The sequence below is a fragment of the Blautia sp. AF14-40 genome, assembly GCF_003479665.1.
GTDB classification, from domain to species: domain Bacteria; phylum Bacillota; class Clostridia; order Lachnospirales; family Lachnospiraceae; genus Fusicatenibacter; species Fusicatenibacter saccharivorans.
Window position 1 is genome coordinate 1 of sequence record NZ_QUHK01000126.1, and the last position, 213, is coordinate 213.

The window sequence follows — 213 nt, forward strand, 5'->3', positions numbered from 1 at the left end:
GGTGCAAGCAGAGCTTCCGGGCGGTTGTGATTGACTGCCCCCGTTATTTATCCAAACGAGCAAAGAAAAAGGAGGAACACACTGAATGAATTTTGAATTTATGACGATAGACACACCATTGCCGCCCTGTATGCCTTTTCCCAGAGCGTTGACAGGATTTCCAGTCAGCAGCACCGCAAAGGTCATGTACTGCCGGATGCTGGACGCTATGCT

General features: G+C 49.8%; 1 pseudogene. It reads left to right on the top strand.

From position 1 onward, the window contains the following. Nucleotides 1-85: 85 nt before the first annotated feature. Nucleotides 86-213, top strand: a pseudogene (locus DWW13_RS19690) (DeoR family transcriptional regulator); the annotation flags it as partial.